Here is a 26,195-nt window from a genome sequence, read left to right on the forward strand (position 1 = left end):
CGCAATGCGGGGCCTTTCCCTTGCAATCCTTTAACGAAGGATCAGAACTTGTAGGCAACGCCCAGACGAACTTCGTTGGTCTTGAAGTCGTTGTTGACGCTCAGGCCACCGAAATCGAGGTCCTTATCGCCGTAATCGGTGTAGCGATATTCAAGACGCAGGATCAGGTTGTCGGTTGCGGCATAGTCCACACCGCCGCCAATGGTCCAGCCGGTAAGCGTCTTGCTTTCGGAGAAGCCGATACCGTCGATGTCGCCGCTGTTCTTGATATTGCCGAATGCAACACCGCCAGCGATGTAAGGCAGGAAGCGGTCAAAGGCGTAACCAGCACGGGCACGAACGGCACCCGACCAGCGCAGCTTGTTTTCAAACGAACCGACTGCGAGATCGCCATCGTAAATGTCGATGCCCTTCGAGACGTCATTATAGGTGATGTCGCCATCGATACCGAGAACAACATTGTTGCCCAGATCGAAGTTGTAACCGGCATAGAGACCGCCGAGGAAGCCATCAGGCTTCACATTGCCATAGGTGAAAAGGTCACCGCTGAAGTCGGACTTACCCCAGCCATAGCCAACCTGACCACCGATGTAAGCACCGTTCCAGGTAAAGGTCGGAGCGACGACAACCGGTGCTGGTTCCTGTTCGATAACCGCGTCAGCAGCCTTTGCGCCGGTGGCAGCAACGAGGGCGACGGTGGATGCGAGAAGAAGCGTCTTGAGCTTCATGATGAACCTCCAAAGGAAATTTTCTGAACCAAGCTTGCCCCTAATATAAGCGACTGCTCAGAAAAGTCTGTAGCAAGGAAGCCACAGCAAGCGAAATGTGCAAAAACCCGTACACGAAGCCGTGAAACCGCCTTCTCTAGTTAAAATTCGGTTAAAAACCACCGAAAGAGCCGCTCTGTGCAGGCCTATATTAATCTAGATCCAATCGGGTTATAGAAAACCGGGCTTAAAAGGTGGGAGACCGATATGCAGATAGCGGGCGGCAGCGAACGGATCGACTGGGTCGATATTGCCAAGGGCATCTGCATTATCTTCGTCGTTATGATGCATTCCACGCTGGGCGTCGAAAAGGCGGCGGGTGCCGAAGGCTGGATGCATTATGTGGTTGCCTTCGCCAAACCATTCCGCATGCCGGATTTCTTCATGATCTCCGGGCTGTTTCTCAGCCTCGTCATCGACCGGCCCTGGCGGCGCTATCTCGATCGCAAGGTTGTGCACTTCCTGTATTTCTACATTCTGTGGCTCACGATCCAGTTTGCGTTCAAGGCGCCGGGCATTGCCAGCGAAGCCGGTATTTCAGGCGTTGTGCAGGCCTATCTCATGGCTTTCGTCGAGCCGTTTGGAACGCTGTGGTTCATTTATATCCTGCCAATCTTCTTTATCGCGACACGGCTTTTGAAGCGTGTGCCGGTGGGCGTGACCTTTACGGTGCTGGCTGTGCTGGAAATCCTGCCCGTGCATACGGGCTGGGTGATGATTGACGAATTCTGCTCGCGTTTCGTCTACTTCTTCGCGGGCTATGCCTTCGCACCGGCCATCTTCAAGGTTGCGGACTGGCTGCGCCAGCGTCCTCTTGTCGGCGTTGCCGGGCTACTCGTCTGGGGTCTTGTCGAATATAAGCTCGTCTTCATGCCGGTGCCGGAAAGCCTCGCATCGCTGATCGCGCCGGCAAGCGATCTTCTGAACGGGCGTGGCGCTATCAGCGATCTGCCCGTTATCTCGCTGCTGCTGGGACTGGTCGGCGCGCTGGCGATTATCTCGATTTCGTCGCTGTTAAGCCTGCTGTCCGCGCGCAACTGGCTGCATCGGGCCTTAAGCTGGCTCGGCGCACATTCGATTGTGATCTATCTGGCCTTCTTCCTACCAATGGCCATTGCGCGCACGGTGCTGCTGAAACTCGGCTTCATCGATATCGGCACAGTATCGCTGCTGACCACCGCAAGCGGCGTGATCGGGCCGGTCATTCTTTACGGGCTTATCCAATGGACCGGCTATGGCCAGTTTCTGTTCCGCCGCCCGGCATGGGCCTATATTGATCAGGCCCCGCAAAAGAAAACGGCGGCCACAGCCGCCGTTTGATGGTTTCGGATTTTTCGCCCAGTATCAGCTATGCGCGAAGATATCGTCTTCCGGCCAGCCCATCAGATCGAGCTCCGAACGGGTCGGCAGGAATTTGAAGCAGGCTTCGGCCTGTTTCACGCGGCCATCGCGCTCAAGGCGCTGTTCCAGAACGGCCTTCAGGCGATGCAGATAGAGCACGTCGGAAGCGGCATATTCGAGCTGCGCCTGCGAGAGAATTTCCGCAGCCCAGTCGGATGACTGTTGCTGCTTGGAGATAGAAACGTCCAGCAGCTCGTTGCACAGTTCCTTGAGACCATGGCGGTCCGTATAGGTGCGGGTGAGCTTCGATGCGATCTTGGTGCAAAAGACGGGCTGCGGCATGGTGCCGAAAGCCTGCGCCAGCACCGCCAGATCGAATCGGCCGAAATGGAAGATTTTCGTGATCGAGCGGTCTTTCAAAAGCTTGACCAGATTGGGCGCCTTTTTCTGACCGGCTTCGATCTGGATTACGTCTGCCGTGCCGTCACCGGGCGAAATCTGCACCACGCAAAGCCGGTCACGATGCGGGTTCAGCCCCAGCGTCTCGGTATCGATGGCGACCGCATCGACCTGATAGTGATCGAGGTTCGGTAGATCGTTTTTATGAAAACGGATGGTCATTCTCTATTATCCTTATTTGGCGGCGATAACCGCCATGATGCGAGCCCTACTTGGCGGCGATAGCCGCCATAATACGCGCCCATGAGCGCTGGCCTTTGTGGAAGGAGTTCAGCTCGTATTTTTCGTTGGGCGAATGGATCCGGTCGTCTTCGAGGCCGAAGCCGACGAGCAGCGATTCCATGCCGAGGAACGTGTCGAAGTCGCCGACAATCGGGATCGAGCCGCCCATGGCGATCAGCACCGCTGGCTTCGGCCATTCGTCGGACAGCGCGTCCTTGGCCTTGGAAACCAGCGGTGAATCATAAGGCAGCTGGATTGCGGGCGAGCCGCCATGCGGGTGGAACTCCACCGAACAATCGGCTGGCAGACGCTCTTGCACAAAGGCGCGGAAGGCTTCGCGGATCTTCGCCGGGTCCTGTTTGTGGACCAGACGGAACGAGACCTTGGCCGAAGCCTGCGCCGCGATAACCGTCTTGAAGCCTTCGCCGGTATAACCGCCGGTGATGCCGTTTACTTCCGCAGTCGGGCGCGCCCAGGTGAGTTCCAGAACGCTGCGGCCCTTTTCGCCGGATGGGACCGACAGGCCGATAGGACCGAGAAAATTTTCCGCCGTGCGACCGAGGCTTTCCCAGGATTGCAGGATTTGCGACGGGGTTTCTTCCACGCCTTCATAGAAGCCCGGAACGGTGACGCGTCCGGTTTCGTCATGCAGGTCGGCCAGAATCTTGCTCAGAATATGGATGGGATTGGCGGCAGCACCACCGAAGAAGCCCGAATGCAGATCACGGTCGGCAGCCTTGATGACGATTTCCTCGCCGACGAGACCACGCAAGCCCACACTGATGGCAGGGGTTTCCGCGTCCCACATGGCGGTGTCGCAGACCAGCGCCACGTCGGCCTTCAGCTCCGCCTTGTTGGCATCAAGGAATGGCTTCAGCGACGGCGAACCGGATTCTTCCTCGCCTTCGAACAACAGCGTCACTTTGACCGGCAGATTGCCATGGATCGCCTTATAGGCGCGGCAGGCTTCCACGAAGGTCATCAGCTGGCCCTTGTCGTCGGACGTGCCGCGACCGGTCAGGATCTTGCGACCGTTACCGACATCCTTGATCGCCGGATCGAACGGGTCGTTTTCCCACAGGTTCAGAGGATCGACCGGCTGCACATCATAGTGACCATAGAACAGCACATGCGGCGCATCGGGCTTGGCGCCATCGTGATGCGCAACGACCATCGGGTGCCCCGGCGTGTCGCGCACGCTGGCGTCGAAGCCGATCGTCTTCAGATCCTCGACCAGCCATTCCGCAGCTTTACGGCAGTCGGCCTTATAGGCCGGGTCGGTCGAAATCGACTTGATCCGCAGCAGTTCGAACAGGCGTTCGAGGCTTTTATCGAGATTGGCGTCGAGGTGGCTGAGAACTTTGTCGAGCGATTGCTGAGACGTTTCCGTGGACATGAAAATTTCCTGACGAGTCTTAAACTGGCGGCACACTACAACCAGCATCGTCAGGAGGAAACCCGGTTTGAGAGCGGGCGCCCGAAAATGATTTGGCCGCTGCGGTGAGGGGATACCACAGCGGCCATATCACTACACTCAAAGCGGCAGCCCGGAGAGGGGAATGAGGCTGCCGCAACATCCGGTATCCAACGGGGGACGGGTCAGAAAACCGGCGACCGACGAACTGTCGATGACTGAAATTTGGTTTTCAATCGTGGCTATTCAAGGGCACGGAAGATTACAAATCTGTAACAAACTTGTTATCGATCCGTGACGAGGTTCTTTCGCGTGGATCATTGTTTCTCCTGACATTGAGCCAGTTCCCTTTAGGACTGCTTTGATCTACTTCTAAGCCATGAAAAAAGGCGATCATCTCTTTCTCGTTGACGGCTCGGGTTATATTTTCCGCGCCTATCACGCCCTTCCCCCACTGACCCGCAAGTCCGATGGTTTGCCGGTGGGCGCCGTATCGGGCTTCTGCAACATGCTGTGGAAGCTGCTGAAAGATGCGCGCAACACCGATGTAGGCGTGGTGCCGACCCATTTCGCGGTGATTTTCGACTATTCGTCGAAGACGTTCCGCAACGCGCTTTATCCTGAATACAAAGCCAATCGCACCGCACCGCCGGAAGACCTCGTTCCGCAGTTCGGCCTGATCCGTCAGGCAACCCGCGCCTTCAACCTGCCCTGCATCGAAAAGGAAGGGTTTGAGGCCGACGACCTGATCGCGACCTATGCGCGCCTTGCCGAACAGGCGGGCGGCGATGTCACCATCGTCTCTTCCGACAAGGACCTCATGCAGCTCGTGACGCCGGGCGTGTCGATGTATGACAGCATGAAGGACAAGCAGATTTCGATCCCCGAAGTGATCGAAAAATGGGGCGTGCCGCCGGAAAAGATGATCGACCTGCAATCGCTGACCGGCGACAGCACGGATAATGTGCCCGGCATTCCGGGCATTGGCCCAAAGACGGCGGCGCAATTGCTGGAAGAATTCGGCGATCTCGACACGCTTCTCGCCCGCGCCTCGGAAATCAAGCAGAACAAGCGCCGCGAAAACATTCTGGCCTTTGCAGACCAGACCAAGATTTCGCGCGAGCTGGTGACGCTCAAGACCGATGTGCCGCTGGATGTCGATCTCGACGGTCTGGTTCTGGAACCGCAAGACGGCCCGAAGCTAATCGGATTCCTCAAGGCCATGGAGTTCACCTCCCTGACCCGCCGCGTGGCCGAAGCGACCGATACGGATGCTTCCGCCGTGGAGCCGTGCCATGTCGAGACGCAATGGGGCGCGGATGCGCATGGCCCCGATGTCGATGTCGTCGTGACAAGTGTTGCGGACGTCACGGTCGTCGCCGTGGCGACGGGCGAGCCTGCCGCTGCGACAGGCTACACCCCACAGGCGCTGGCCGACAAGCGCGCCGCGAATGCCACTGCGCAGAAGATCGACACCAGCGCTTACACTTGCATTCGCGATATTGCCACGCTCAAGCTCTGGCTGGCCGAAGCGGTCGAAACCGGCGTGATGGCTTTCGATACGGAAACCAATTCGCTTGATCCGATGCAGGCCGAACTCGTTGGCTTCTCGCTGGCGCTCCCCGGCCAGAATGGCACGACCAGGGCGGCTTATATCCCGCTTCAGCACAAATCCGGTCAGGGCGATCTGCTCGGCGGTGGCATGGTCGATGGGCAGATTCCGCTCGGCCAGGCCCTTGAAGCGCTGAAGGCCGTGCTTGAGGATGCTTCCGTTCTCAAGATTGCGCAGAACATGAAATATGACTGGCTGGTGATGCGCCGCCACGGGATCAACACCGTGTCCTTCGACGACACGATGCTGATTTCCTACGTACTCGACGCCGGAACGGGCAGCCATGGCATGGACCCGCTTTCGGAACGCTGGCTCGGCCATACGCCGATTGCCTATAAGGATGTTGCAGGCAGCGGTAAAAGCGCCGTGACCTTCGACATGGTCGATATCGACCGCGCGACAGCCTATGCGGCTGAAGATGCCGATGTAACGCTGCGCCTATGGCAAGTCCTCAAACCACGCCTCGCTGCTGAGGGCCTCATGTCGGTCTACGAGCGGCTGGAGCGTCCATTGGTCGATGTGCTGGCGCGCATGGAAGAACGCGGCATTTCCGTGGATCGTCAGGTGCTGTCGCGCCTGTCTGGCGATCTGGCACAGGCTGCCGCCGCTTACGAAGATGAAATCTACGAACTGGCCGGTGAGAAATTCACCATCGGCTCGCCGAAGCAACTCGGCGATATTCTGTTCGGCAAGATGGGCCTGCCCGGCGCGTCCAAAACCAAGACCGGCCAATGGTCCACCTCGGCGCAAGTGCTGGAAGATCTGGCCGCCGAGGGACATCCGCTGCCGCGCAAAATCGTTGACTGGCGCCAGCTGACCAAGCTGAAATCCACCTATACCGATGCGCTGCCCGGTTTCATCCATCCGCAGACCAAACGCGTCCACACATCTTACGCAATGGCGTCCACCTCGACGGGCCGCCTCTCCTCTTCCGAACCGAATTTGCAGAACATTCCGGTGCGTACCGCCGAAGGTCGCAAGATCAGGACGGCCTTCATCGCGGAACCGGGCAACAAGCTGATCTCCGCCGATTACAGCCAGATCGAGCTGCGCGTGCTGGCCCATGTGGCCGATATTGCGCAATTGAAACAGGCTTTTGCCGATGGCGTCGATATTCACGCCATGACCGCATCGGAAATGTTCGGCGTGCCGGTGGAAGGCATGCCGTCCGAAGTGCGCCGCCGCGCCAAGGCGATCAATTTCGGCATCATCTACGGCATTTCCGCTTTCGGTCTCGCCAACCAGCTTTCCATCCCGCGTGAGGAAGCCGGGCAATATATCCGCACCTATTTCGAGCGCTTCCCCGGCATCAAGGATTATATGGAAGCGACCAAGGCTTTTGCGCGTGAAAATGGCTATGTCGAAACCATATTCGGACGCCGCGCCCATTATCCGGATATCCGCGCTTCCAACCCGCAAATCCGCGCTTTCAACGAGCGCGCGGCCATCAACGCGCCCATTCAGGGTTCGGCTGCCGACATTATCCGCCGCGCCATGATTCGCATGGAAGATGCGCTTGAAAAAGAAAAGCTCGCCGCCCGCATGTTATTGCAGGTGCACGACGAACTGATCTTCGAAGTACCGGAAAATGAAGTGGAAAAAACCATTCCGCTGGTGCGTCATATCATGGAGAATGCGGCCCTTCCGGCGGTATCTCTGACGGTTCCGCTGCATGTCGATGCGCGCGCAGCGCATAACTGGGACGAGGCCCACTAACACTCTTTACCGAGCCGTCACTGCCAGACGGTTGCGGCTCGGCCTTGCTTTAAACCCGCATTTTAACGGATCATACAGAACGATCTGTAGTGATTATCCGTATAATAATAGGTGCGATTTGCACTCCCATCATAACCGATAATGGCCCGGTGCCGTCCACGGCGACCGTATCGATCCTTGCCGAGATCGAACTCAAAATAGGTCATACGAGGCACATTCGGGAGAATTCCCTCGTTATTGTTGAAGACCGTGGGCCTCTGCCCCTTCCCCTTCAAATATTGGTCGAGCTGGAATTTTGCATTTCTGAAATCATCATATTCATTGGGGTTACTCTTGGGAGGAATTCCAGATGCACAGTACGAAATCGGCCTTGCGACACCGTAATTGACAGAAAACATCAAGCCAACGATTAAAAAAGCTGAAACAGCCAATAATTTTCTCATTTTTATCTCGCAATTACTTTGATTAAATCGAATTGATAGCCAATCATTATTGATAGTGACGTTTATATATTAAATGAAAACTGAGCCCCGGAAAGTCGGTCAATTGGCATACGCCGGGCGCAGGGCTGCCATGTCGCCAGCCATGGTTGACCTCGCGACCTGAACCCTATAGGGAAGCGGCAATTCTGTTGCTTCGGTGGTCGCCAGGGGAGCCGTGAACGTTAGGTTTACGGCCAATGGGTTTGCGACTTGTGAAGCTTTTGTGAAAGTTGTCCATGTCTCTGCCCGAAACCATCGCTCCGGCCTTGTCCGGAGCTCTTGCCGCTCGCGGTTATAACACCCTCACCGCCGTTCAGAACGCCGTGCTGGCACCTGAAACGCTCGATTCCGACCTTCTCGTGTCCGCCCAGACCGGTTCCGGCAAGACGGTTGCTTTCGGTCTCTCCATGGCCAACACCATTCTGGAAGACGAGCTTCGCTTCGGCGAAGCGGGTGCGCCGCTTGCCATGATCATCGCGCCGACGCGCGAACTGGCGCTTCAGGTGCGCCGCGAGCTGGAATGGCTTTATGCCGATACCGGCGCGCGCATTGCATCCTGCGTTGGCGGCATGGATATCCGCACCGAGCGCCGTGCGCTGGAGCGTGGCAGCCATATCGTCGTTGGTACGCCGGGCCGCCTGCGCGACCATATCACCCGCTCAGCGCTGGATATGTCTGCGCTGCGCGTCGTCGTGCTCGACGAAGCCGACGAAATGCTCGACATGGGTTTTCGCGAAGACCTCGAATTCATCCTCGGTGAAGCGCCGGAAGACCGCCGCACGCTGATGTTCTCGGCAACCGTGCCGAAGCCCATCGCGCAGCTCGCCAAGCGTTTCCAGAACAATGCGCTGCGCCTCACCGTGCAGAGCGAAACCAGCCAGCACGCCGATATCGATTATGTCGCCATGCCGGTTCCGCCGCATGAGCGCGACCACGCGATCATCAACACGCTGCTTTATTACGATTCACAGAACTCGATCATCTTCTGCTCAACCCGTGAAGCGGTAAAGCACATGGCAAGCCGCCTTTCCAATCGCGGCTTTGCAGTGGTGGCGCTTTCGGGCGAACTGAGCCAGGCCGAGCGCAACAATGCGCTGCAGGCCATGCGCGATGGTCGCGCCCGCGTTTGCGTGGCGACCGACGTTGCCGCACGCGGTATCGATCTGCCGAATCTCGATCTGGTTATCCATGCCGATCTGCCGAACAATCCTGAAACCATGCTGCACCGTTCAGGCCGCACCGGTCGCGCCGGTCGCAAGGGCACCTGCGTGCTGGTCGTGCCGTTCTCGCGCCGCCGTTCCGCCGAGCGCCTTCTGCATATGGCGAAGCTCGACGCGCAGACCATCCCTGCGCCGGGCATTGCCGCCGTTCAGGCCAAAAACAACGAACGCATTCTCAATGCCGAGGCATTTGGCCAGCCGGTCGAGGAAGAACATCAGGACGTGCTGAAAGCGCTTCTGGAGCGTTACACGCCGGAACAGCTGGCAGCCGCCTATCTCAATCGCGAATTGTCGCTGGCGCCTGCACCGGAAGAAGTGTCGGACGCGCCGGTTCATCCGGTTGGCGGCAAGAAACCGCGCGAACGTTCTGACCGCGGCGATCGTTTCGAGCGTAACGACCGTTTTGATCGTGGAGAACGCGGCGAACCGGGCGAACGCTTCGACCGCAATGCGCATTTCGATGGCGTCTGGTTCTCGGTTTCGGCTGGTCGAAAGCACCGCGCCGATCCGAAGTGGCTGCTGCCGCTGATCTGCAAGGCTGGCGACGTGTCGAAGCGCGATGTCGGCTCGATCAAGATCCTCGACGGCGAAACCCGCTTTGAAATCGCCGCATCGAAGGCCGATGAATTCCGTCAGTCGGTTGCCGAGCGCGGCACGGGCGAAAAGGGTCTGGTGATCCGTCCTGCGGTTGCTGGCGCCGGTGAAGATGCCGGACGCCGCGAAAGCAAGAGCTTCAAGCCGCGTGGTGAAAAGTCTTATGGCGAGAAATCCTGGGGCGACAAGCCGCGCGGAGACAAGCCTTGGGGCGACAAGCCACGTGGGGAAAAGTCATGGGGTGACAAGCCGCGTGGCGAAAAATCCTGGGGTGACAAGCCGCGTGGTGACGGCTTCAAAAAAGGCCCGAAGAAGTCCGAAGGCGGCTATAGCAAAAAGCCTCGCAGCGAGTAAGCTGTTCGTAAAACTGGAAAAGCCCGCCGCATGGCGGGCTTTTTATTAACCGGCGATTTACGTCCCTTTAAACCGCCGCATTTACCCTGCACCGGGTAGACCCTTCTTCGCATTGGTTGAATAACATGACGGCAATGCAGATTAATTTTGGAAAATGATCGGTTCGCACGCATAACGGACCGGCGCGCAGGTGGGTAACTTAGGCAGACTATGGCATCGCGAGACGACAGGAACGGACGCATCGACCCTTCTTTCGGCAAAGAAGAGAAGAGGACTGACGAGGACGATTTCCGTGTCGATGAGGAGGAGCGTATGGCGCGCTCGCAGCAACGCAAACGGACCCCGTCCCGGGATCGCGAACCGCGTGCAGCACGCCGCGGCAAGGCGAAGCAGCGCGGCTTCTTCGGCTTTCTGCGCCGCGCGATCTACTGGTGCTTCGTGCTCGGCCTGTGGGGCGGTATCGGCCTTGCCGGTGTGCTCGTCTATTTTGCAGCCAAGATGCCGCCGACGACGGATTGGGAAATCCCCGACCGTCCGCCCAACGTGCGGATTGTCGATGTGAGCGGAAAGCTGATTGCCAATCGCGGCACCACCGGCGGCGAGGCTGTGGGTCTGCATGAAATGTCGGCCTTCATTCCAAAGGCGGTTGTCGCCATCGAAGACCGGCGTTTCTTTTCGCATTTCGGCATCGACCCGATCGGCCTTGCCCGCGCAATCGTGACCAATGTTGTTTCAGGCCGCGCCGTGCAGGGCGGTTCGACGCTGACACAGCAGCTCGCCAAAAACCTGTTCCTGTCACCTGACCGCACGCTGGAACGCAAGGTACAGGAAGTGATGCTCGCCGTATGGCTCGAGCATAAATACACCAAGGAACAGATTCTGGAGATGTATCTGAACCGGGTCTATCTCGGTTCGGGCGCGTATGGCGTCGACGCGGCTTCGCGGCGCTATTTCAACAAGTCGGCCAAGGATGTGAACCTGATGGAAGCCGCCACGCTGGCTGGCCTTCTCAAAGCCCCGTCCCGCCTGTCGCCCGCCCGCGATCCGGAAGCCGCCGCCGCCCGCGCCAAGCTGGTGCTGGGTGCCATGCGCGAAGAAGGCATGATCGACGACAGGCAACTGGCGATCGCCGAAAGCGAACCGCCGACCCGTGCGCCATCCTTCTGGCAGGGTTCGGAAAACTATGTCGCCGACAAGGTCGTGTCGGCATTGCCGGCCCTGATCGGCGAGGCGAAGACCGATATCACGGTGGAAACGACCATCGATCTCGGCCTGCAATCGGCAGGCGAAGAGGCGATCAAGGACCAGATTTCCCAAAGCGGCAAGAAAATGAATGTGAGCCAGGGTGCTCTCGTTTCCATCGACGGCACCGGCGCGGTGCGCGCCATGGTCGGTGGCGTCGATTATGCCGCCAGCCAGTTTGACCGCGTGACCGATGCGCGCCGTCAGCCTGCATCCTCCTTCAAGCCGTTCGTCTATCTTTCGGCGCTGGAACAGGGCCGCACACCGGATTCGGTGCGCAACGATGCGCCGGTGCGCATCGGCAAGTGGACTCCCAGCAACGACAACGGCAAATATATGGGCGAAGTGACGCTGGCGACCGCGCTGTCGCACTCGCTCAACTCGGTTTCCGCCCAGCTTGTGATGGAAGTCGGCCCGCAGACCGTGGTGGATACCGCGCACCGTCTTGGCGTGCAATCGAAGCTTGAGCCCAACGCTTCGCTGGCGCTTGGCACCTCGGAAGTGACCCTTCTCGAACTGGCCGATGCCTATGTGCCTTTTGCCAATGGCGGCTATCGCGCGCCGGTCTATTTCATCACCAAGGTGACGGATGCCGATGGCAAGGTGCTTTACCAGAAAGATGACGCGATTGGCCCGCGTGTCATCGACGAGCGCAATGTCGGCATGATGAACGCCATGTTGCGGCGCACCGTCGAGGACGGTACGGCGCGCAAGGCGGCCTTTGGCGGCTGGCCCGCAGCGGGGAAAACCGGCACCAGCCAGAATTTCCGCGACGCATGGTTCGTCGGCTACACATCCAATCTCACCACTGGCGTCTGGTTCGGCAATGACGATGGCAAGGGCATGAAGCGCGTCTTCGGCTCGACCTTGCCCGTTGCCGCCTGGAAAAGCTTTATGCAGGAAGCGCACAAGGGCGTGCCCATCTCCGAACTGCCCGGCCATTACGACATCCAGAATGTCGTTCCCGGCGGCAGCGACGGCATGGACCCGAATGCGCCTTACGATCCCAACATGATGCCACAGAGCGGCTATGGCGATCAGCCGATGGCTGGAAATGGCGACGATGGTTACTGGCCGCCAGCGCCGGAAACCACCACGCGCAACGACATCCAGCAGGCTGCACCGGAAGGCGCTTATCCTGTGAATGCGCCGGGGCCGCAGGGCAACGCATCCGGCGGGTATAACGACACCTACCGCCCGATGCCACCCGGCGAGGTCGGCGGCCAGCCGGTTCAGCAGCCGCAGCGACGGCAGGGTGGCTCCACCACGTTGCTTGACATCATCATGGGCAATTCGCAGTAGAGATTTGCAAGAAATGCAGGAGTGGATGACAGTCCGCTCCCGCAGTCGCGATCAAGTGAAGCACCTTCTGCACGCAATTGCTAATTCCCCTCGAAATCTTGAGCGGCATGGTCTATTCAAGATTTGAGAGCGAGGTTTTCCATGACCCAAATGACCAAAACAGACGCGTCCCCATCTGAAACCCCGAAGGTTGACGAAGAGCGCAAGACACTGGTTCTGACCGGCGCCAGCCGCGGTATCGGCCATGCGACCGTCAAGCGTTTTTCGCGTGCAGGCTGGCGCGTGATTACCTGCTCGCGGCAGGATTTTTCCGATAATTGCCCATGGCCCGCCGGACCGGAAGACCATATCAAGGTCGATCTGGCCGATCAGGAAGACGTCGGCAAGGCGATTGCCGAAATCCGCCGTCGCCTTGAAGCCAATGGCAGCAAGCTGCATGCGCTCGTCAACAATGCAGGCATTTCGCCGAAAGCACAGGGCGGACGCCGCCTGAATTCGATTGAAACGCCGATGGCCGTGTGGCGCGACGTGTTTCAGGTCAATTTCATGGCCCCGATCATGCTGGCGCGTGGCCTGTTCAAGGAACTGGAAGCCGCACAGGGTTCGGTCGTCAATGTGACCTCCATTGCAGGCAGCCGTGTTCACCCCTTTGCAGGCACCGCTTATGCCACGTCGAAAGCAGCGCTTTCCTCGCTGACCCGCGAAATGGCCTCGGATTTCGGCCCCTACGGCATCCGCGTCAACGCCATTGCGCCGGGCGAAATCGACACGGCGATCCTGTCGCCGGGCACAGAAAAGCTGGTGGAACAATTGCCCATGCGCCGCCTTGGCAAAACCTCGGAAGTCGCGGAAACCATCTACTTCCTGTGCACTGAAGCTTCATCCTATGTCACGGGATCGGAAATCCATATCAATGGCGGCCAGCACGTCTAACAAATGCAAAGCGCGGCTGTTGAAAAACACTGCGCTTTTTGTTTAGCTGCCTTCAATCGATTTAAAACCCAATTCAACAGAAACCGAGCCATGATCCTTTGTTGCGGTGAAGCCTTGATCGACATGCTGCCACGCGAAGCCGCGACCGGCGAAACGGCCTTCGTGCCTTTTGCGGGCGGTTCGGTTTTCAACTCGGCCATAGCGCTTGGGCGACTTGGCGTGCCGACAGGTTTCTTCTCCGGCATTTCCTCGGATTTCTTCGGCGAAGTGCTGCGTGACACGCTGGCGCGCTCCAATGTCGATTATTCCTTTGCCGCCATTTCGGATCGCCCGACGACGCTTGCCTTCGTCCGCCTCGTGGACGGTCAGGCGCGCTATGCTTTCTACGACGAGAATACGGCTGGCCGCATGCTTTCCGAAAGCGACATGCCTTTCGTGGATGAAAGCATGGACGCGATGCTGTTTGGCTGCATCAGCCTGATTTCCGAGCCATGCGGCAGCGTCTATGAAGCGCTGATGACCCGCGAAGCTAAAAAGCGGGTCATGTTCCTCGATCCCAATATCCGCGCCGGTTTCATCACCGACCGCGAGAAGCATCTGGCGCGCATGAAACGCATGATCGCGCTGGCCGATATCGTGAAACTGTCCGACGAAGACCTCAACTGGTTCGGCGAACATGGCAGCCATGACGAAATCGCCGCCGAGTGGCTGAAGCTCGGGCCAAAGCTGATCGTCATCACCAAGGGCGCCCATGGCGCCGATGCCTATACGGCCCATGCAACGGTGCGTGTGCCGGGCGTCAAAGTTGATGTCGTGGACACGGTTGGCGCGGGCGATACGGTCAATGCGGGCATTCTGGTCAGCCTGCACAATCAGGGCTTGCTCAACAAGGCGGCCATCGCAAATCTGAACGACGACCAGATTCACGCCTCCGTCGCGCTCGGCGTCCGGGCTGCTGCCGTCACCGTTTCCCGCGCGGGCGCAAACCCGCCATGGGCCGCAGAAATGCGCGATTGATTCCGTCATCTACAGATAAGACAGCGCCTTCTAACCTACGCCATTGACCCGACTCAATTCCCGCCTTCTATAGGGAGTGGGTGGGAGAGAATCGAATATGGCGAAGGACAATTCAGTGGACGTCTTGCGCATCGCAGCCTTCTCACAAGGCAATCAGGGCGGCAACCCAGCAGGTGTGCTGATTGCGGACCGCCTCCCCTCTCCAGAGGAAATGCAGAAAATCGCCAAGGAGGTGGGCTTTTCTGAAACGGCTTTCGCCGCGCCGGACGGCGAAAGCTGGCGCGTGCGTTATTTCGCACCAGAAATGGAAGTGCCGTTCTGCGGCCATGCCACCATTGCGCTCGGTGCAGCGCTGGCCATGCGCATGGGCGACGGACATTTCAACCTGAAGCTCAATAACAGCACCATCAGCGTGGACGGTCACAAGGAAGGCGAGTTGTTCGCCGCCAGCCTGCAATCGCCGCCGACGCGCAACCGTGCCGCCGCAGAGGTTGAGGTGGAGCAGGCACTCTCGCTGTTCAGCTACGACAAGGACGATCTCGCGCCGGGCATTCCGCCGGCGCTGATCCATGCGGGCGCGGACCATATCCTGTTGCCGCTGCGCTCACGCGAGAAGCTTGCTTCGATGCATTATGATCTGGCGCGTGGCCGTGTAATGATGAAGCGGCAGGGTTGGACGACCATCCTGCTGATCCATTCGGAAACGCCGCAACGCTTCCATAGCCGCAACCCGTTTGCCGCTGGTGGCGTCTATGAAGACCCGGCGACGGGCGCTTCCACGGCGGCCTTTGCCGCCTATCTGCGCGATATCGGCTGGCCGCATGGCGGCGAGATCGAAGTGTTTCAGGGCGAGGATATGGGCAGTCCGTCGCATCTTCGCGCCCAGATCGGCACGGAACGCGGCGGATCAATCCGCCTTTCCGGCACAGCACGGCTGATGGAATAGCGGTAAAACGCGGCTCGTAACGTCAGTGGAGATTCGGCGTTATGGTGAGACGAAAATGCCGTTCTTCGAGAACCGGCGCGCAGCGTACTTAAAGGTACGTGAGCACCGGAAGCGCAGAAGAGCGGTATTTGCAGGCCACCAGAACCCGAATATCCGCTGACGTTTAAACTCTGACGAGCTGCTCCACTCTTTCCTCATTGCCGAAGAATTTGAGATAACGCGCCACTTCCTTCGGGTCGCCCGTCGCTTTCTGCGGATTGTCGGAAAGCTTGACCGCCGGATGACCATTGGCATCCGTGACCTTACAGACCAGCGAAATGGCATTCAGCCCTTCGATGTTCTTCGGCGCGCAACCCATGAAATCATTGGTGAGGTTTGTGCCCCAACCGAAGCTCATGCGCACACGGCCTTCGAAATGGCGATAGGTGTCTTCGATCGTATCGACATCGAGCGCATCGGAGAAAATGAGCAGCTTTTCACGCGGGTCCTTGCCGCGCGATTTCCACCATTCGATAATGCGTTCGCCGCCTTCGACGGGCGGGGCGCTGTCGGGACGAAAACCCGTCCAGTCGGCAACCCAGTCCGGCGCATTGCGCAGAAAGGCCGCCGTGCCGAAGGCATCCGGCAGGACGATCAGCAGATTGCCGCCATAGTAACGGTTCCAGTCCTGCAACACGCGATAGGGCGCGCTGCGCAGCTCTTCATCCGTCTTGGCGAGCGCGGCCAGCACCATCGGCAATTCATGCGCGTTGGTGCCGAGCGCTTCAAGGTCGGTATCCATCGCCAGAAGCACGTTGCTGGTGCCGGTAAAGGAATCGCCGATGCCCTCCTTCAGCGCCTCCACGCACCAGCGCTGCCACAGGAACGAATGTCGACGGCGGGTGCCGAAATCGGAAATCTTCAGATCCGGCAGCAGGCGCAGCCGTTCCACCTTGCTCCACATCTTCGCTTTGGCGCGGGCATAGAGCACATCGAGCGAAAACGGCCCGAGGTTCTTCATCGCCGCGCGCGAACGCAGTTCGTTGATGATGGCAAGCGCCGGAATTTCCCACATCGATGTGTGAGACCACGGCCCGTGGAAATGCAGCTCGTACTGCCCGTCCTTGCGACGAAGCTCATATTCCGGCAGCTGGAAATCATGCAGCCATGCCAGGAATTCCGGCTGGAAAATCTGCTTGCGGCCATAGAAGGTGTTACCCGCCAGCCAGATCATTTCCTTTTTGGAGAAGCGCAGCGTGCGCGCATGATCAAGCTGCGCGCGCAGCTCGCCTTCTTCGATCTCGTCGGCGAGGCGCACAGAGGTCGTGCGATTGATGAGCGAGAAGGTCGCGTCCACCTTGGGATAGAGGCCCCAGATCATCTGGAGCATCAGAAGCTTGTAGAAATCCGTATCCAGCAGGCTGCGGATAATAGGATCGAGCTTCCAGGCATGGTTATAGACGCGGCGCGCGATATCAGTTCTGGCCATCACGGCCTCCAGCAAACAACAAGTATCCGATGGCACAAGGGCTAATTCTACTTAGCCTGAGTCGTGCAAAAGGCGGGTTTTCACCCGCCTTTTTAATCGGTTCACTTCTGTTTGGGAAGCTCTACCACAATTTCATGTTCGCCATCCGGCTTGATCGGCACGCCTTCGTCCGGTTTGCCGACCTTGCGGCCGTTGAACTTGATCGCCTTATCCTTAGCGCCAGCGACAACCTTGACCCGGTAGAGCGCCTCGCCGAAACGAAGCTCGGCTTCATAGCCGTCCCATTCCGGCGGCAATGCCGGATCAAGATGCAGCCTGTCTCCACGCTTTGTCACACCGAGGATACCCTCGGTCGCCACGCGGTAGAACCAGCCTGCCGAACCCGTATACCAGGTCCAGCCGCCCTGCCCGCGACGCGGCTCGACGGAATAGATGTCGGCTGCGATCACATAAGGTTCAACACGGTAGGTGTCCGGGTTGCGGCCATGATTGACCGGGCTGATCAGCGAGAACAGACGCCAGGCTTCCGCTGTCTTGCCCATGCGGGCCAGCGCCAGAATGGCCCAGGTTGCGCCATGGGTGTACTGACCGCCGTTCTCGCGAACGCCGGGCGGATAGCCCTTGATGTAACCCGGCTCCTGCACGGTCTTGTCGAAAGGCGGCGTGAAGAGGCGAAGCAGTTCGCCCTCCTCATCCAGCAGACGTTTTTGGAGCGAAGCCATCGCCTGTTCGGCGCGCTTTGGATCTGCCACACCGGACAACACGCTCCAGGATTGCGCGATGGCGTCGATCTGGCATTCGTCGCTGTCTTTCGAACCAAGCGGCGCGCCATTGTCGTAGAAGCCACGACGATACCATTCGCCATCCCAGCCGTCGCGGTCGAGCGCCACCGTCAGGCTGTCCAGATGCGCTTTCCAGATATCAACGCGGACATTGTCCTTACGCGCTTCGGCAATCGGGATGAACTGGCGCAGCGTATAGGCCAGGAACCAGCCGAGCCACACGCTTTCGCCTTCGCCCTTCACACCGACAAGGTTCATGCCGTCGTTCCAGTCGCCGCCGAGGATCAGCGGCAGACCATGCTTGCCGGTGCGGTCGACCGCAAGGTCGAGCGCCAGCGCGCAATGCTCGTAAAGGCTTGCCGTGTCCTTGGAGATTTCCGGCTCATAGAAGGCGTCATGTTCGCTTGTCTCCAGCTTGCGTCCGACGAGGAATGGCAGCTTTTCATCGAGGATCGAGCGGTCGCCCGTGGTCTCGACATAAAGCGAGGTGCCATAGCCGAGCCAGACCACATCGTCCGAGATCAGCGTGCGCACACCGGCACCTGTGGCGGGCAGCCACCAATGCTGGACATCGCCCTCAGGGAACTGGCGCGATGCGGCATTGAGGATCTGCGCGCGGGCGAGCGTCGGATTGACGAGCAGCAGCGACAGCGTGTCCTGCAACTGGTCGCGGAAGCCGAAGGCGCCGCTGGCCTGATAGAAAGCGGCACGCGCCCAGATACGGCAGGCAATCGCCTGATAAGGCAACCAGCCATTGACCAGAAGATCGAAGGCCGGATCAGGCGTCTTCACCTGCACGCGATTGAAGAGCGTTTCCCACTGGTTCTTCGCCGCCTGCAGCTTGTCCTCGAAAGACGCGGTGCGGGTATCGGAAATCAGCTTTTTCGCCTGCACCTGATCGGCGGCATTGCCGAGCAGGAACACCAATTCGCGGCTTTCGCCAGGACCGACGTCGATGTCGAGCGCAAGCGCCGCGCACGGATCACGTCCGGCTTCCACCGTGTTGGAGAGCGCCTTGCCCGCGAGCACCACTTCCGGCCTGTCCACCGAACCTGTGGTGCCAATGAACTCGCTGCGATCAGCCGTCACCGATTGCGGCTTTTCAGTCGCTGCAAAAAAGGCGATCTGGCCCGATTTGTCGGGATGATACGGGTTGCCCGCAAAGAGCGCACCCAGTTCATCATCATGCGACGGCACGATGAACGGCACGTTCTTGGCGCGGGCATTGCCCAGCACCCATTCGACGTAACCATAGGCGCGCAGCTTGCGCTTGGAGCGGCCCTTGTTGGTCACTGTCAGGCGCGACAGGCGCACCGGCTTGTCGGCATCGACGATATGGGTCAGTTCCAGCGCCAGTTCGCCATGCTGTGCGGCGAAAGTGCTGTAGCCATGGCTGTGGCGGGCTTCGTAAGTCACCGCCTCGTCGCGCAGCACATTCGACGTTGGCGCGAAGGTGCGGCCCGTTTCGCGGTCGAGGATATAGATCGCCTCGCCCGGACGGTTGGTGACCGGATCGTTGGCCCATGGGGTCAACTGATAGTCGCGGCTGTTGCCAGCCCAGGTGAAGGCTGAACCTTCCGCCGAGACATGGAAACCGAAGGACGGATTGGCGATGACATTGATCCATGGATGCGGGGTGTTGGTCAGACCATTGACCCGCACGACATAGCTGCCGTCTTCCGCAAAACCGCCATAGCCGTTCCAGAACTGCAGATCGTCACCCGACGGCGCCGGGCGATTGCTGACCTTCGGCTTGACGACCGGACGACGCTCTTCCGTACCGCCGCCGCCGCGCTCGATGACGGCAGGCGCAAGTCCGGCAGCACCGAGACCCTGAGCCGCCGCCTGACCATTGGTCGCCGACTTGGCGTCGCGCGCGGCCAGATCGACCGTGATTTCCTCGCTGCGGCGCAACTGTTCGGCCAGCGAGCCGTTCTGCGCATGCATGACAATACGGGCCGAAGCCAGAAGCGTGTTGTAGCTTTCGTCGCTCATCTGGTCGCGGCGCACCGCGAAGATATGCGGCTGGCCGCCGCCACGGGCGCGGAAACCTTCCACGATCCAGTCGATGGCGCGCTGTGTGTCCTGCGCATAAGAGAAGGCGCGTTCGTTGACCGCCACCACATCGACGGTGAGGCCCTTCGAACGCCAGTATTCCTGCGCACGCAGAACGCCACGCAACACTTCGAGATCGGCTTCGTTGTCGATGCGCAGCGCGAAGATCGGATAATCCCCGGAAATCGACATCGGCCACAGATCTGACTGTTTGCCGAGGCCGCTGGCAATGGTTTCCGGCGGCTGGCGCAGCGTCCGCTCCGGATAGAGCAGATAGGCCGCGACCTTCTGATAGTCGGCGGCTTCCGCCGGCTTGATGCCAATATGGTAGAGCTGCACCTGCGAGCTGGTCCAGGACAGAGAATATTCGCGGGCAAAGCTTTCCGGATGGCGATGCATCGCCACCGCATGTTCCACCGCATCGCGGCTGCCACCGGCAAAGGTCCAGAAAACGAGGCTCACCTTCTTGTGTGCCGGGACGCGGACGCGGGTGCGCACCGAAGCAATCGGATCGAGCACGCAGCCCTGGCTGCCGGTAAATTTCGCACCCGGCTCGAAGGCAATCGCATCACGCAGGCTGCGGCCACGACCGATGAAGGCGCGGCGGTCGGTTTCGACCTCGGTTTCACGGACGGCACCGGTCAGATCGGTGACGAAATGCGCAACATGGATATCCGGGTCGGACGGCGCGCGCTTGCGGCGCTTGGCATAGATGGTCGAACCGTTATCGGCGATTTCGGTTTCGACGAACATCTTGGCAAAGGCCGGATGGGCGGCGTCGCTGTCCTTGTCGGTCAGCACCAGTTCCTCATAGGAGGTAACTTCGATGATGCGGTCACGCGCCGACGTGTTGATGATGTCAAGCCTGCGGCCCTCACCGTCATATTCCGACGAGACGATCACTTCCATGACCGTCTTGATATCGCCGGCGGTCTTGTAGAATTCCGCCTTGTCTTCGGTGAAGACTGTCTTGGTTTCTTCTTCCGGGTTGCGCACCGGCTCGCCGGTCGCCGACCACCAATAGCCGCTTTCCATATCCCGCAGGAACAGGAAGGAACCCTGAAGGTCTTCCGACGCATCGGCGTGGAAACGGGTGATATCCCAATTGTGCCAGCGGCTGTAGCCGGAACCATTGGCCGTGACCATCAGCGCATATTGGCCGTTCGACATCATATGCGTGGTGCGCGGCGCCTTGAACGGCTTGTCGATGATGCGCATCGGTGCATCGTCGAAACCGCCCGAATCCACGCGCATCGGATTTTCTGTCTTGGCGTAAATCATCGGGATTTCGCGCGGCGCCTTTTCCTGCAACAGGAGTTCGGCGGCTTCGATCACCGGATCAGAGTGGAAACGCTCGCGCATGCGGCCTTCGAAGATCACATTGTTGACCGCGATGATCGCCATACCATGATGGTGGGCATAATAGTTCTTCACAACCGCGCAGGTTTCACCTTCGCGAACACGCGACGGGGTGAAGTCCACGGAATCGTGGAAGCCATAGCGGCCCAGCGCGCCAAGCTTGGCCAGACGCTTGAGGTTGGCGACGGCAGCCGCTGGCTGATATTGCGACGCAAGCAGGCTCGCATAAGGCGCGATGACCGCATTGCGCGACAGGCCGCGCTGCAAGCCCAGATTAGGCACGCCGAAGTTGGAATACTGGTAGTTCATATGCGCGTCACGCGCATTGAACGCCGCTTCGGAAATACCCCATGGCAGACCGCGCGAGGTCGCATAGTCGATCTGACGTTGCACCACGAGTTTGTTGGTCTGGTCGAGCAGCGAACCGAGCGGCTCGGACATGACCAGCGGCGGCATCAGATATTCGAACATCGAGCCGGACCAGGAGAGCAGAGCGCCCTTCCAGCCCACCGGCACGAGAAGACGGCCCAGCTTGAACCAATGCTCGACCGGCACATCGCCCTTGGCGATGGCGAACAGGCTCGCCAGACGGGCTTCGGAAGCCAGAAGATCGTAGCAGCTTTCGTCCAGTTCGTTTTCCTGCACGCGGAAGCCGATCGACAGAAGGCGGCGTTCTTTACGCTCGAGGAAGCCGAACTGCATATCGAACGCCAGCTGGCGCGAACGGGTCGCGAGGTCGCGCAGGCGCTCGCGCAACGCGTCGGTGTCGCGTTCGCCCATGGCATCATCGGTGTGCGCCTGGCAGGTATCGACCAGAATACGCGCCCATTCCTTGGCCTCGGCGCTGGCGGGCGTCTCGATCTCGCTGTCGAGTTCTTCCATCAGACGCACGATATCATTGGCGAAAAGCGACAGGTTGATCGTGCGGAAGGATGCCGTTTCCGGCTCTTCCTTGATGGTGCGCACGGCGCGGCGGAAATTGGCGATACGCTCTTCCAGACGGCGGCGCAGTGGACGCAGGATGCGGCGGTCGTCCGGGATATTCGCGATGGTTTCCTCAAGGATGTCGTTGACATCGAGGATACCGTCGAGATCGCCCTGCACATAGACGGATGGCGCTTCGGCCCATTCTTCGAGCGCCGAAGACAATGTCACCAGATGGCCGGCGAGATTGCCGCTATCCACCGCCGACACATAAAGCGGGCGCATCGGCGTCAGCGTGTTGGTCTCATACCAGTTGTAGAGATGGCCCTGATACTTCTCCATCTTCTCCAGCGTATTGACGGTCGCCTCGACACGCTCCACCGTTTCGTCGAAGCCAATCCAGCCGAAATCGCGGGCTGCGACAATCGACAGAAGATAGACGCCGATATTGGTCGGCGAGGTGCGCTGCGCCAGCACCGGCAGCGGGTCTTCCTGGAAGTTATCCGGCGGCAGGTGATGGTTTTCATCATTCGCGAATTCGGCGAAATAACGCCAGGTTCGGCGCGCATAACGGCGCAGATCAGACTTGTCGGATGACAGAACTTCGAGCGTGTCCTGCGGCTTGGCCGAACGGCTGACCAGCCATGCGATCAGCGGCGAGACGAACCAGATCACCGCAAAGGGAGCTGCGATAAGCGCGGCGTGGCTTTCGGCTGCGAGAGGCACGAACATCGCCAGACCAGCAATGGCCATGGCTGGCCACATGAGCTGGAAATAGAACAGCAGCGTGTCCGGTGAGGTCTTGGCCTGCGCCGCTGTGCGCCATTCCAGAAGGTTGCGGCGCGAAACGAACAGACGATAGACCGTGCGCGCAATGGCATCGGCCATCAGAAAGGCCGAATGCGCGATGAAGGTGGTGCGCAGCGCCACATCCGCCGTGCCCAGTGCAATATCGGTCAGCACCGATTGCGCATGGCCCTTCAGCGAATAATCCATATTCACCGGGATCAGATTGGTGACGATGCCGAAAGTCGGCGCGACGAACATGCTGACGATCAGGAAGCCCTGCCAGACGGCAGCAACGCCAAGCGGCAGCACGCTCCAGCCGATTACGGCGGCAAGCAACCACAAGATCGGGTTCAGCGAACGGCGCAGATTGTCCACCATCTTCCAACGCGTCGTGGCGCTGACGCCGCGATTGGTGGAAAACAGCCATGGCAGAAGCTGCCAGTCGCCACGCGCCCAGCGATGGTGGCGCGACACATCGACATTATAGCCGGTCGGATAATCTTCCACGACTTCAACATCGCTGACGAGTGCAGCGCGGGCATAGCCGCCTTCGAGAAGATCGTGGCTGAGAAGCGTGTTTTCCGGCACGCGATCCTTCAGCGCCGCCTCAAAGGCGTCGATGTCGTAAAGACCCTTACCGGTAAATGTGCCCTCGCCCAGCAGATCCTGATAAGTATCGGAAACCGCGAAGACGTAAGGATCGATACCGCGATTGACCGAGAAGACGCGTTGCAGGAACGATGCCTCGTCGCCCGTCGTCAGCGACGGCGTCACGCGCGGCTGCAAAATGCCATAACCGCGAACAACCTTGCCGGTCTTTTCATCGATGACCGGACGGTTCAGCGGATGGCTGAGTTTGCCAGCAAGATTGGTGACGGATTCCGGCGTCAGACGCGTATCGGCGTCCAGCGTCATCACATATTTGATTTCCTTCGGCAGACGCTCATCCGGCGGGAAGAAGCTCGTATCCTGATCGCCGCGCAGAAGCAGGTTCAGCTCGTGCAGCTTGCCGCGCTTGCGCTCCCAACCCATCCAGCAATTCTGCTTGTCGTTGAACAGGCGACGGCGATGCATGAGGAAGAAGCGCGGCTGGTCGCCGCCCGTATAATGCTCGTTGAGCTTGGCGATTTCCTCACGCGCATAGTCATAGATTTCCATGTCCGCAGGCTTGATTTCCTGCTTCGCATCCACCCAGTCGCTGACCAGCGCGAAATAAATCTCGCCGCGCGGATTGGTGAGATAATGGACTTCCAGATTGCGGATCTGCTCGTCGATGGAATCACGCGAGGTGATGAAGGTCGGCACCGCGACAAGCGTGCGCGCTTCTTCAGGCAAGCCTTCCTTATATTCGAAACCAATCAGGCGCGTCGGCTGTACGAACCACGGCACCAGCGCATTGAACAGCGAATAGGAGGCATCCATCGCCGGGAAGATCGCCAGAAGCGTGAACAGTGTGCGCAGATCAGCCGAAAGCCCGGCGCGGCTCATGCAGTAATTGACGAGCGCCAAAATGAGGATCGTGAAGATCGCCGTCGGAATGAATAGCCCCAGAAGTCCAAGCCCGCGATAAAAGCGCAGCGCCTTGACGCCGAACGGCGCCTTGTAGCCACAGACTTTCTCAAGATCGCTGCGACCGTCGCCCGACAGATAATAGGCGATGGAGCCCTTGCCTTCGGCTTCTGGATGACCGGCCTGCTCGGCACGCTGGCCTTCCTCGGCAAGCTTGAGCGCTGCCCAGGTGATATCGATTTCGCTCATATCCGAATAGCGGGCGAGCTTTTCAATCGTCACGCGATAGGCATTGCGCGAGCGGAAATCCAAGAGTTCGAAATCGCTGTGGTCGCGCAGGATCGCATCGACCTCGTTGACCGTTTCGAACCAGGTTTCCCAATCCACGTCGTCGATGGATTTCAGGCTGCGAATGACGTTGCCCATCGTCACGCCGCCAGTGGACTGGCGTGCATGTTCCTCGACGATGGCGTCTTCCGGGTTGCTGCCTTCCTGTTCCAGAATCCGTTCGAGCCAGCTTGCGGCAGCGGTCGTGTCGGTGGAGGCGGAACGCAGACGATAGAGAAGATGCGTGGCGAAAGTGCTGTCGCGGGCGGCCTGCGCATATTGCGCCAGAACCGCATCGAGTTCCGCGCCGTCGGCAGCGACCACAATGCGGTCGGCGGCCGTGTTGGCGAGATTGCGCATCAGGCGCGCACGATCAACACGCAGAGCCAGACGGCGCGCATTTTCGATCAGGAAATAGCGAACAGCGGACGGCAGCGCCCACAATTCACCGATCTTCAGCGGCTCGACTTCCTGAAAGCCCTTTACGATGGCCGTCAGGGTTTTGAGCGAGAAATTGCTGTCCGTATGGGCGACATAAAGCCAGGCCAGCGCGAAAATGCGCGGCATGCCTTCGACAGCCTTGTAAGGCGGCAACTGGCGAATGAAGCGGCGCGGCAGATCGCGGCGTGCCTGCTGGACATTCTTGTCGATCTGATAATGGTTATCGAGCAACCATTGCGCGGCAGGCGTAATCGTCTCACCGGCACGCGACGCGGCGTCGGACGCGCGATAGGCATGCAGGATCAGCTTGCCGTTTTCGGACAGGCGCTGATCGAACGGAAACGCCAGATAGCCCGGCAGCGGAATGTCTTCCCCGCGGGCAACGGTGCTCGCCAGAACGCGCAGCTCATCTTCCGTCTTGTAAAGCGCGCGGATCGGCGATGGCTGTTCCGGCGGAATCTGATCAGAACCGCCCTGCCCGGTGGATTTCGGCTCCATCGGACTATTCGTTTTGGGCGGCTTTGACGATTTATTCTCGGTTGAGGTTGAATGGGAGTGCGACGAAGACGATTCCGGCATCTGCCTTAACAGCCTTTCCGAAGGGATGAGTTATCTGCGGCGGTGGATACTAAATTCATTTCAATTCAATGTAGGGAAACGACAGTATCCGTAATCGGTTCCCTGCATGTCGCCCGCATTTGGCCAAAATGCGACGGCGGATTGTGCTGATATTCAAACCGTTTAAATCGCAACGCACAATTCTTTCCCGGTAGTAATGTTGCGTTATGGATCAACTCGTTGAATACAACCCTAACATATTGAATTTATAAAAAATACCACCCTGGGTACGGTCGCAGCCATTTTAACGCGCGCCGCCATTCTCGTCCAGAACGGCAAAAAAAGCGGCCTCCGCGCGAGAA

The 26,195-nt window shown here is 59.2% G+C and carries 13 protein-coding genes; 7 read left to right on the forward strand and 6 right to left on the reverse strand.

What is annotated here, in order from left to right; genetic code table 11:
- Positions 1–41 precede the first annotated feature (41 nt).
- On the reverse strand, positions 42–728 hold the full coding sequence (locus FIC94_RS07655) for an outer membrane protein (RefSeq protein WP_140024472.1): 687 nt from the start codon (positions 726–728) through the stop codon (positions 42–44).
- A gap of 246 nt (positions 729–974) precedes the next feature.
- Between FIC94_RS07655 and FIC94_RS07660 the strand changes: the two genes are divergently transcribed.
- Positions 975–2,087 (forward strand): acyltransferase family protein, encoded by a 1,113-nt coding sequence (locus FIC94_RS07660; protein ID WP_140024473.1) that lies wholly within the window; start codon positions 975–977, stop codon positions 2,085–2,087.
- A gap of 24 nt (positions 2,088–2,111) precedes the next feature.
- Here FIC94_RS07660 and FIC94_RS07665 read toward each other — a convergent pair whose 3' ends face one another.
- Together FIC94_RS07665 and FIC94_RS07670 are read right to left on the reverse strand one after the other, a co-directional pair.
- Entirely contained in the window at positions 2,112–2,729 is a 618-nt protein-coding gene (locus FIC94_RS07665) for a ribonuclease D (RefSeq protein WP_109368154.1), read from the reverse strand.
- A 46-nt stretch (positions 2,730–2,775) separates the two neighbouring features.
- Positions 2,776–4,185: a dipeptidase gene (locus tag FIC94_RS07670; RefSeq protein WP_109368153.1), complete on the reverse strand. Its 1,410-nt coding sequence runs from the start codon at positions 4,183–4,185 to the stop codon at positions 2,776–2,778.
- 397 nt (positions 4,186–4,582) lie between these two features.
- On the opposite strand from FIC94_RS07670, the gene polA reads away from it, so the two are divergent.
- Positions 4,583–7,531, forward strand: coding sequence for a DNA polymerase I (gene polA / locus FIC94_RS07680; protein ID WP_140024474.1), 2,949 nt, complete (start codon positions 4,583–4,585; stop codon positions 7,529–7,531).
- 62 nt (positions 7,532–7,593) lie between these two features.
- Here polA and FIC94_RS07685 read toward each other — a convergent pair whose 3' ends face one another.
- Positions 7,594–7,974 (reverse strand): ribonuclease domain-containing protein, encoded by a 381-nt coding sequence (locus FIC94_RS07685; RefSeq protein WP_121537078.1) that lies wholly within the window; start codon positions 7,972–7,974, stop codon positions 7,594–7,596.
- A gap of 275 nt (positions 7,975–8,249) precedes the next feature.
- Here FIC94_RS07685 and FIC94_RS07690 point away from each other — a divergent pair, with 275 nt between their 5' ends.
- The 5 genes from FIC94_RS07690 to FIC94_RS07710 all read left to right on the forward strand — a co-directional run bounded on the left by FIC94_RS07690 (position 8,250) and on the right by FIC94_RS07710 (position 15,621).
- Positions 8,250–10,181: a DEAD/DEAH box helicase gene (locus FIC94_RS07690; RefSeq protein WP_121537076.1), complete on the forward strand. Its 1,932-nt coding sequence runs from the start codon at positions 8,250–8,252 to the stop codon at positions 10,179–10,181.
- A gap of 210 nt (positions 10,182–10,391) precedes the next feature.
- On the forward strand, positions 10,392–12,725 hold the full coding sequence (locus FIC94_RS07695) for a transglycosylase domain-containing protein (RefSeq protein WP_140024475.1): 2,334 nt from the start codon (positions 10,392–10,394) through the stop codon (positions 12,723–12,725).
- Positions 12,726–12,866: 141 nt separating this feature from the next.
- Complete coding sequence (locus FIC94_RS07700) at positions 12,867–13,658, forward strand: SDR family NAD(P)-dependent oxidoreductase (protein WP_109368148.1); 792 nt, start codon at positions 12,867–12,869, stop codon at positions 13,656–13,658.
- 90 nt (positions 13,659–13,748) lie between these two features.
- Entirely contained in the window at positions 13,749–14,675 is a 927-nt protein-coding gene (locus FIC94_RS07705; protein WP_140024476.1) for a carbohydrate kinase family protein, read from the forward strand.
- Positions 14,676–14,790: 115 nt separating this feature from the next.
- Positions 14,791–15,621, forward strand: a complete 831-nt coding sequence (locus FIC94_RS07710; RefSeq protein ID WP_140024551.1) for a PhzF family phenazine biosynthesis protein — start codon at positions 14,791–14,793, stop codon at positions 15,619–15,621.
- Between the two features lie 163 nt (positions 15,622–15,784).
- Here the strand turns inward: FIC94_RS07710 and pncB are convergent, their stop codons facing one another.
- Complete coding sequence (pncB, locus tag FIC94_RS07715; RefSeq protein ID WP_109368146.1) at positions 15,785–17,089, reverse strand: nicotinate phosphoribosyltransferase; 1,305 nt, start codon at positions 17,087–17,089, stop codon at positions 15,785–15,787.
- Between the two features lie 101 nt (positions 17,090–17,190).
- On the reverse strand, positions 17,191–25,773 hold the full coding sequence (locus tag FIC94_RS07720; protein WP_371830897.1) for a glycoside hydrolase family 94 protein: 8,583 nt from the start codon (positions 25,771–25,773) through the stop codon (positions 17,191–17,193).
- Between the last annotated feature and the right edge of the window lie 422 nt (positions 25,774–26,195).

The organism is Ochrobactrum teleogrylli, assembly GCF_006376685.1.
In the GTDB taxonomy this organism is placed as follows: Bacteria; Pseudomonadota; Alphaproteobacteria; order Rhizobiales; family Rhizobiaceae; genus Brucella; species Brucella teleogrylli.

Excerpts from the sequence above, each read along its gene's own strand:
- FIC94_RS07690 (WP_121537076.1), top strand. The coding sequence starts at position 8,250 with ATGTCTCTGCCCGAAACCATCGCTCCGGCCTTGTCCGGAGCTCTTGCC.
- FIC94_RS07655 (WP_140024472.1), bottom strand. The coding sequence starts at position 728 with ATGAAGCTCAAGACGCTTCTTCTCGCATCCACCGTCGCCCTCGTTGCT.
- FIC94_RS07695 (WP_140024475.1), top strand. The coding sequence starts at position 10,392 with ATGGCATCGCGAGACGACAGGAACGGACGCATCGACCCTTCTTTCGGC.
- FIC94_RS07665 (WP_109368154.1), bottom strand. The coding sequence starts at position 2,729 with ATGACCATCCGTTTTCATAAAAACGATCTACCGAACCTCGATCACTAT.
- FIC94_RS07670 (WP_109368153.1), bottom strand. The coding sequence starts at position 4,185 with ATGTCCACGGAAACGTCTCAGCAATCGCTCGACAAAGTTCTCAGCCAC.
- FIC94_RS07685 (WP_121537078.1), bottom strand. The coding sequence starts at position 7,974 with ATGAGAAAATTATTGGCTGTTTCAGCTTTTTTAATCGTTGGCTTGATG.
- polA (WP_140024474.1), top strand. The coding sequence starts at position 4,583 with ATGAAAAAAGGCGATCATCTCTTTCTCGTTGACGGCTCGGGTTATATT.
- FIC94_RS07720 (WP_371830897.1), bottom strand. The coding sequence starts at position 25,773 with ATGGAGCCGAAATCCACCGGGCAGGGCGGTTCTGATCAGATTCCGCCG.
- FIC94_RS07660 (WP_140024473.1), top strand. The coding sequence starts at position 975 with ATGCAGATAGCGGGCGGCAGCGAACGGATCGACTGGGTCGATATTGCC.
- FIC94_RS07705 (WP_140024476.1), top strand. The coding sequence starts at position 13,749 with ATGATCCTTTGTTGCGGTGAAGCCTTGATCGACATGCTGCCACGCGAA.
- FIC94_RS07700 (WP_109368148.1), top strand. The coding sequence starts at position 12,867 with ATGACCCAAATGACCAAAACAGACGCGTCCCCATCTGAAACCCCGAAG.
- pncB (WP_109368146.1), bottom strand. The coding sequence starts at position 17,089 with ATGGCCAGAACTGATATCGCGCGCCGCGTCTATAACCATGCCTGGAAG.